Source organism: Streptomyces sp. NPDC056479 (assembly GCF_042795335.1).
Lineage (GTDB): Bacteria > Actinomycetota > Actinomycetes > Streptomycetales > Streptomycetaceae > Streptomyces.
Genome location: NZ_JBHTRZ010000006.1, coordinates 114,057 through 120,732 on the forward strand (window position 1 = coordinate 114,057; position 6,676 = coordinate 120,732).

At 70.6% G+C, this 6,676-nt stretch carries 4 protein-coding genes; 3 read left to right on the top strand and 1 reads right to left on the bottom strand.

Annotated features, from left to right (window positions below; translation table 11 throughout):
- Positions 1 to 150: 150 nt before the first annotated feature.
- Both ACFQ6S_RS23950 and ACFQ6S_RS23955 read left to right on the top strand, forming a co-directional pair.
- Positions 151 to 750, top strand: a complete 600-nt coding sequence (locus tag ACFQ6S_RS23950) for a TetR/AcrR family transcriptional regulator (RefSeq protein ID WP_383413259.1) — start codon at positions 151 to 153, stop codon at positions 748 to 750.
- 56 nt (positions 751 to 806) lie between these two features.
- Complete coding sequence (locus ACFQ6S_RS23955; RefSeq protein ID WP_383413262.1) at positions 807 to 1,223, top strand: SgcJ/EcaC family oxidoreductase; 417 nt, start codon at positions 807 to 809, stop codon at positions 1,221 to 1,223.
- A gap of 69 nt (positions 1,224 to 1,292) precedes the next feature.
- Here ACFQ6S_RS23955 and mfd read toward each other — a convergent pair whose 3' ends face one another.
- A complete protein-coding gene (gene mfd / locus ACFQ6S_RS23960) occupies positions 1,293 to 4,823 on the bottom strand; it encodes a transcription-repair coupling factor (protein ID WP_383413265.1) in 3,531 nt (1,176 codons plus the stop codon).
- Between the two features lie 234 nt (positions 4,824 to 5,057).
- On the opposite strand from mfd, the gene ACFQ6S_RS23965 reads away from it, so the two are divergent.
- The gene (locus tag ACFQ6S_RS23965) at positions 5,058 to 6,512 is read left to right on the top strand and encodes a DUF2079 domain-containing protein (RefSeq protein WP_383413268.1); all 1,455 of its coding nucleotides are present in this window, start codon (positions 5,058 to 5,060) and stop codon (positions 6,510 to 6,512) included.
- The last annotated feature ends 164 nt before the right edge of the window (positions 6,513 to 6,676 follow it).

A 6,676-nucleotide genomic window follows, 5' to 3' on the forward strand; every position in this document is an offset into this window, starting at 1 on the left:
GACGCTCCCCCTGGTTCGAGGTGTCGGGATCTCCGGCACCCTTCGCGACTCACAACTTGACACTGGCAAGATTGCCTCACTCCGAACAACTTGTCAATGTCTAGATAACAGAAACTTGTCGCCGCCAAGATTGGGCGTACGCTGCTGCCCATGACAGCCGCACAACAGCCGTCCACCCGCCGCCCCTACCACCACGGCGACCTGCGCAGAGCCATCCTCACCGCGGCGCTGGACGTCATCGCCGCCGACGGCCCGTCAGCGCTGAGCCTGCGTGACCTCGCCCGCCGCGCCGGTGTCTCGCACGCGGCGCCGGCCCATCACTTCAAGGACCGCACCGGCCTGCTGACGGCGATCGCCGCCGAGGGGTTCGGACTGCTGGCGACCGCCCTCATCGAGGCCGCGGACCTGAAGGACGCGGGCGTGCGCTACGTCCGCTTCGCACGCGAGCACCCCGCGCACTTCCAGGTGATGTTCGGACCCGAGCTGCTGCGCGCCGGCGACCTGGAACTGACCACGGCACGCGCCCTCGCCGCCGACACCCTGCGCGGCGCCGTCGCCGCCGTACGGCCCGAGGAACTCGGCATCGACCACCGCCTGGCCGGCGTGGCCGCCTGGTCCCTCGCCCACGGCTTCGCCACGCTGCTCCTCAGCCACAACCTGGACGGCCCGGTCGGCGACCAGGACCCCGAGGAGGTGTTCCGGACCTTGGCGGTGATGCTGTTCCGCAGCGAGCCTTCGGACGAACTCTGAGCAGCCTGCGATCGACGCTTGACCTCAAGCCCACTTGAGGTCCCAAGGTGATCCGCATGACCACCGAAACCGCAGAAGGCAAGGCCGTCGCCGACGAAGACCTCCAGGCCATGGCCGAGGTCGTCGCCACGGTCGAACGTACCCAGCGCGCCAAGGACCCCGACGGCTTCCTCGCCCTCTTCCACCCCGACGCCCTGTGGACCACGGCCCACGGCAAGGTCCTCATCGGTCTCGAGGCCATCGCAGAGTTCACCCGTGCCGTGCTGCCGGCCGCGACCTGGGACGGCGAGGTCACCTACGAGGTGGCGCACACGCAGTTCCTGCGCCCCGATGTCGCGGCCGTGAAGGTCCGGCAGGTCTACCACTCGCCGCAGGGCGACACGGAGGGCGCCCCGCTCTACGTCATGACCAGGCAGGACGACGGAAGGTGGCTCCTGCACGCCTGCCAGAACACCGAGGTGCGGGCCGACTGACGACCCCAGGGACTCCTGGGGCCCCCGGGGAGCCCAGGAAACGTCAAGGCGCCCTGGAACCCGCCCGGCTCACGACCCCAGAATCGACGCCAGGAACTCCCCGACCCAGCCGAGCAACTCCCGCCCGACCAGCGGCTTCCCGCCCACCTTCGCGGTCTTCGGGCGGGGCACCAGCACCTGGTGCACCGCGGGCTTGATGACACTGCCCGGGTACAGGCGCTTGACCCTCAGCTCCTGGGACTCACGCAACTCCACCGGCGCGAACCGGATGTTGTTGCCCTGCAGGACGATCTCGCCGACGCCGCACGCGCGGGCCAGCATGCGCAGACCCGCCACCAGGAGGAGGTTCTCGACCGGCTCGGGCAACTTGCCGTAGCGGTCGACGAGTTCCTCGCGTACGGACTTGATGTCCTCCTCCGTGTTGGCGGAGGCGATGGCGCGGTAGGCCTGCAGCCTGAGCCGCTCGCCGGGCGCGTAGTCGTGCGGGACGTGGGCGTCGACCGGGAGCTCGATCTTGACCTCCAGCGGCGGCTCCTCCTCCACCCCGCCCTCCAGCGAGGCGCGGTAGTCCGCGACCGCCTCGCCGACCATACGGACGTACAGGTCGAAGCCGACGCCCGCGATGTGGCCGGACTGCTCGCCGCCCAGCAGATTGCCGGCGCCCCGGATCTCCAGGTCCTTCATGGCCACGTACATGCCCGCGCCCATCTCCGTGTGCTGGGCGATGGTGGCGAGGCGCTCGTGGGCGGTCTCGGTGAGCGGCTTCTCCGGGGGATACAGGAAGTAGGCGTAGCCGCGCTCCCTTCCCCGGCCCACTCGGCCGCGCAGCTGATGCAGCTGGGAGAGGCCGAAGTTGTCGCCGCGCTCCACGATCAGGGTGTTGGCGTTGGAGATGTCGATGCCGGACTCGACGATCGTGGTCGACACCAGGACGTCGAACTTCTTCTCCCAGAAGTCGACGACCACCTGCTCCAGCGACTGCTCGGACATCTGGCCGTGCGCCGTCGCGATGCGTGCCTCGGGGACGATCTCGCGCAGGCGGGCGGCCGCGCGGTCGATCGACTCGACCCGGTTGTGGATGTAGAAGACCTGGCCCTCGCGCAGCAGTTCACGGCGGATCGCGGCGCCGATCTGCTTCTCCTCGTACGGGCCGACGAAGGTCAGGACCGGGTGGCGCTCCTCGGGCGGGGTCGTGATGGTCGACATCTCCCGGATGCCGGTGACGGCCATCTCCAGGGTCCTGGGGATCGGGGTCGCGGACATCGTCAGGACGTCGACGTTCGCGCGCAGTTTCTTCAGCTGTTCCTTGTGCTCGACGCCGAAGCGCTGTTCCTCGTCGACGATGACCAGGCCCAGGTCCTTGAACTTGGTCTCCGAGGAGAACAGCCGGTGCGTGCCGATCACGATGTCCACCGCGCCCTCGCGCAGACCCTCCAGGACCGCCTTCGCCTCGGTGTCGCTCTGGAAGCGGGACAGGGCCCGGGTGTTCACCGGGAACTGCGAGTAGCGCTCGGAGAACGTCCCGAAGTGCTGCTGCACCAGCAGGGTCGTGGGGACGAGTACGGCCACCTGCTTGCCGTCCTGCACCGCCTTGAACGCGGCCCGCACCGCGATCTCCGTCTTGCCGTAGCCGACGTCGCCGCAGATCAGGCGGTCCATCGGGATCGACTTCTCCATGTCCTCCTTGACCTCGGCGATGGTCGTCAGCTGGTCCGGGGTCTCGGCGTACGGGAAGGCGTCCTCCAGCTCCCGCTGCCAGGGCGTGTCCGAGCCGAAGGCGTGTCCGGGGGCCGCCATCCGCGCGCTGTACAGCTTGATCAGGTCGGCGGCGATCTCCTTGACCGCCTTCTTGGCGCGCGCCTTGGTCTTCGTCCAGTCGGCGCCGCCCAGGCGGTGCAGGGTGGGGGCCTCGCCACCGACGTACTTGGTGATCTGTTCCAGCTGGTCGGTGGGGATGTACAGCCGGTCGCCGGGCTGGCCGCGCTTGGCGGGGGCGTACTCGACGACGAGGTACTCGCGCGTGGCGCCCTGGACGGTGCGCTGCACCATCTCGATGTAGCGGCCGACGCCGTGCTGCTCGTGGACGATGTAGTCGCCCGTCTCCAGGGTGAGCGGGTCGATGGTCTTGCGCCGGCGGGCCGGCATCCGGGCGCCGTCCTTGCCGGCCGCCTTCTGCCCGGACAGGTCGGTCTCGGTCAGGACGGCCAGCTTGAGCGCCTGGTCCACGAAGCCGTAGTCGATCGAACCGCAGGCGACGTGGACGACGGCCGGGGAGATCTCCCCCAGGTCGGCCTCCAGACGCGCCGCGACACCCTCGCCGCCGAGCACCTCGACCGTGCGGGCCGCCGGGCCGTGGGCCTCGGTCACGAAGACGGTGCGCCACCCTTCGGCGAGCCAGCCCTTGGTGTCGGCGAGGGCCTTGGCGGTGTCGCCCCGGTAGGACTCCGGCGCGTGCATGCCGAGCTTGAGGGTGTCCGCGTCGAGCTCTTCGTCGGCCGCGAAGGGCGAGACCGACCACCACATCATCTCCAGCTCGCGCGCGCGGTCGCGGACGTCGGCGATGGACCACAGGGAGGCCGCGCCGACGTCGATGGGCGCCTCGCCGCCGCCGGCCGTGGCGGCCCAGGACGCCTGGAGGAACTCCTGCGAGGTCGCCACGAGGTCGGCGGCACGCGTGCGTACCCGTTCCGGATCGCATACGACCGTCATGGCGCCCTTGGGCAGGACGTCGAGCAGCAGTTCCATGTCGTCGACGAGGACCGGCGCCAGGGACTCCATGCCCTCGACCGCGATGCCCTCGGCGATCTTGCCGAGCAGTTCGCCGAGCTCGGGGTGCTCCTCGGCGAGGGCACGCGCGCGTGCCCGTACGTCATCGGTGAGCAGCAGCTCCCGGCAGGGCGCGGCCCACAGGCCGTGCTCGGCGACTTCGAGGGAACGCTGGTCGGCGACCTTGAAGTAGCGGATCTCCTCGACGTCGTCGCCCCAGAACTCGATCCGCAGAGGGTGTTCCTCGGTGGGCGGGAAGACGTCCAGGATGCCGCCTCGTACGGCGAACTCGCCGCGCTTCTCGACGAGCTCCACACGCGCGTACGCGGCGGCCGCGAGGGCCTCCACGATCGCGTTCAGGTCGGCGGTCTCTCCGGTCCTCAGCGCCACCGGTTCCAGGTCGCCGAGGCCTTTGACCTGCGGCTGGAGCACGGAGCGCACCGGTGCCACGACCACGGAGACGGGGCCCGTCTCGGGGTCGTCATCCCTGGGGTGGGCGAGGCGGCGGAGCACGGCCAGGCGTCGGCCCACGGTGTCGCTGCGGGGGCTGAGGCGCTCGTGCGGGAGGGTCTCCCAGGACGGGTACTCCACGACCCCCTGCGAGGGGAGAAGGGAGCGCAGGGCCGCCGCCAGATCCTCGGCCTCGCGGCCCGTCGCCGTCACCGCGAGGAGCGGACGGTCGGCCTCGCGGGCGAGGGCGGCGATGGCGAACGGCCGGGCCGCCGGCGGGCCGACCAGGTCGACGTGCATGCGGTTGCCGTCTGCGGCCGCCGTGATCGCTTCCGCGAGGGCGGTGTCCTTGACTACGGCGTCGAGCAGACCGTGCAGACTCATGGAGGGCGCTTTCCGTCCAGGGGTGGGCAACACGAAGGGCCCGACACGTGTGACGAGCCGGGTGTTCCAGCGTACGTCGCCGGGCGGGTGGACGCCTGGGGCTGTGGATAACGTCCGTTCTCATGAATTGACCGCCGTGAGGAATGGGCGACCGAAGACGGCTGCCCCTGGTGTGCCCCACACCGCCCCGCCCGCGAGTAAAGGCCAGGGATGCACACCGCGTAAGGTCCCCTCATGCCCACCCCCGCCACGTCCGCACCCGCGGACACCTCCTCGGACCCTCACATACCGGCGCCCGCAGCGAGCGACCCGGGCCACGCCCACCCCGACCCGGGTGGCCGGCGTGACCCCTGGCTCCTCGCCGTCGTGCTCTTCGTGGGCTATGCGATCGTCTCCGTGGGCCGTTTCCGGCATCTGGGCCAGCGTTCCTGGGATCTCGGCATCTTCGAGCAGGTCATCCGGTCGTACGCGCATCTGCAGGCGCCGGTCGCCGACCTGAAGGGACCCGGGTTCAACATCCTCGGCGATCACTTCAGTCCGGTGACCGTCCTCCTCGCGCCGCTCTACCGGGTCTTCCCCTCTCCCGTCACCCTGCTCGTCGCGCAGGCCGCGCTCTTCGCGCTCTCCGCCGTCCCCGTCACCCGCGCCGCGGCCCGGCTGCTCGGGCGGCAGCGGGGGCTGGCGATCGGCATCGCGTTCGGGCTGTCGTGGGGGCTTCAGCAGGCCGTCGACTTCGACTTCCACGAGATCTGCTTCGCCGTGCCGCTGATCGCCTTCTCCCTGGAGGCGCTTCTCGCGCGGCGGTGGCGGGCCGCGCTGCTGTGGGCCGTTCCGCTCGTCCTCGTCAAGGAGGACCTGGGGTTCACCCTCACCGCCATCGCCCTGGTCGTCGCCTGGCGGGCCCGCAAGGACTCGCCGCGCGCGTACCGGTACGCGATCGGCGTCGCCGTCCTCGGTGCGGTGGCCCTCGCGGTGACGCTCCTGGTGGTCATACCGAGCTTCAACTCCGGCGGCACCTACGACTACTGGAACAAGGTGAACGAGTCGGGCGGCGGCGGGCCCCTCGACGGCCTCGACACCAAGCTCCGTACGCTCGCCTGGCTTCTGATACCCACCACCGGACTGCTCGCCCTGCGGTCCCCGATCCTGCTCGTCGCCCTGCCCACGATCGGCTGGCGTTTCGTCTCCTCCTATCCGCAGTACTGGGGGACGGACTGGCACTACAACGCCGTCCTCATGCCGGTCGTCACCCTCGCGCTCGTCGACGCCCTCGCGATCAGCCGGCACAGCACGCGCGCGTGGCTGCGTTCGTACGTCCATCACCTGCCCGCCGCCGTCGCGGCCGCCGCGCTCGCGCTGACCACCTCGCTGCCGCTGGCCGCGCTGGCAGAAGGCGAGATCTACCGCAAGCCCGCGCGCGTGAGCGCGATAGAGCGCCTGCTCGCCGAGGTTCCCGACGACGCCTCCGTCGAGGCGAACATCGCCCCGATCAGCCGGCTGACCGCACGCTGCCGGGTCTTCTGGGTCAGCAACACCCACGGTGTCGAGCCGGACTTCATCGCCCTGGACAACTCCCGCAAGCGCTACCGCGACGTCGAGGCCTACGCCCGGACCCTGCACCCCGACGCCCGGTACACCGTCAAGGGCACCGCCTACGGAGTCGTACTCCTGGAACGCCGTACGGGATAGCGACGAACGCCGCACGTGATAGCGGCGGCCGCCGCCGAACAGCAGCGGGGCCGGGGGGGGGGGGGGGGGGGGCGGCGGAACACCCCCCCCCCCCCCCCCCCCCCCCCCCCCGTCCTCTCCCGGGCGAGGGACAGTGACAAGTCCGTTGTCCCCCCTCTCTTTTG